Source organism: Streptomyces sp. NRRL S-1022, from assembly GCF_000720135.1.
Lineage (GTDB): Bacteria > Actinomycetota > Actinomycetes > Streptomycetales > Streptomycetaceae > Streptomyces.
In genome coordinates this window covers 1-780 of record NZ_JOIU01000098.1, presented here as the reverse complement: position 1 = coordinate 780, position 780 = coordinate 1, and the positions used below count along the sequence as shown (strand labels likewise).

Annotated in this window: 1 protein-coding gene; it reads right to left on the bottom strand. The window is 71.2% G+C overall.

What is annotated here, in order from left to right; translation table 11 throughout:
* On the bottom strand, positions 1 to 780 hold a 780-nt coding region (locus IG05_RS0140965), incomplete at both ends, for a beta-ketoacyl synthase N-terminal-like domain-containing protein (protein WP_030349174.1).

Below are 780 nucleotides of genomic sequence, written 5' to 3'. Positions count from 1 at the left end.
CCACAACGGCTCCACCCGGTCCCGGCCATAGGTCGCCAGCAGCGCCTGCGCCTCGATGGGATCGCCGAGCGTCGTCCCCGTACCGTGCGCCTCCACCGCATCCACCTCGGACGGCTCCAGCCCGGCATTCGCCAACGCCTGCCGGATCACCCGCTCCTGGGAGGGGCCGTTGGGCGCGGTCAACCCATTGGACGCCCCGTCCTGGTTCACCGCCGAACCCCGCACCACCGCCAGCACCCGGTGACCGTTGCGACGGGCGTCCGACAACCGCTCCAGCAGCACCAAGCCGGCGCCCTCACCCCACGCCGTACCATCAGCCGTCGACGAGAAGGGCTTGCACCGGCCGTCAGGGGCCAGGGCACGCTGGCGGGAGAACTCCGTGAACTGCAGGGGGGTCACGCTCACGGTCACCCCGCCGGCCAGGGCGAGTGTGCACTCCCCCGAGCGCACTGCCTGCGCGGCGAGATGGATCGCCATCAGTGACGAGGAGCAGGCGGAGTCGACGGACACGGCCTGGCCCTGGAGGCCCAGCAGGTAGGAGACCCGGCCGGAGGTGATGCTCGGCGAGATGCCGGTGGCGAGGTAGCCCTCGGTGTCGGGCGGTGCCTGGTCGGGGCTGCCGCCGTAGCCGGAAGACCAGATGCCGGTGAAGACGCCCGTCTGGCTGCCCCGTAACGACGCCGGATCGATCCCCGCATCCTCGAACGTCTCCCACGCCGTCTCCAGCAACACCCGCTGCTGCGGATCCATCGCCAACGCCTCACGCGGCGAAATCCCGAA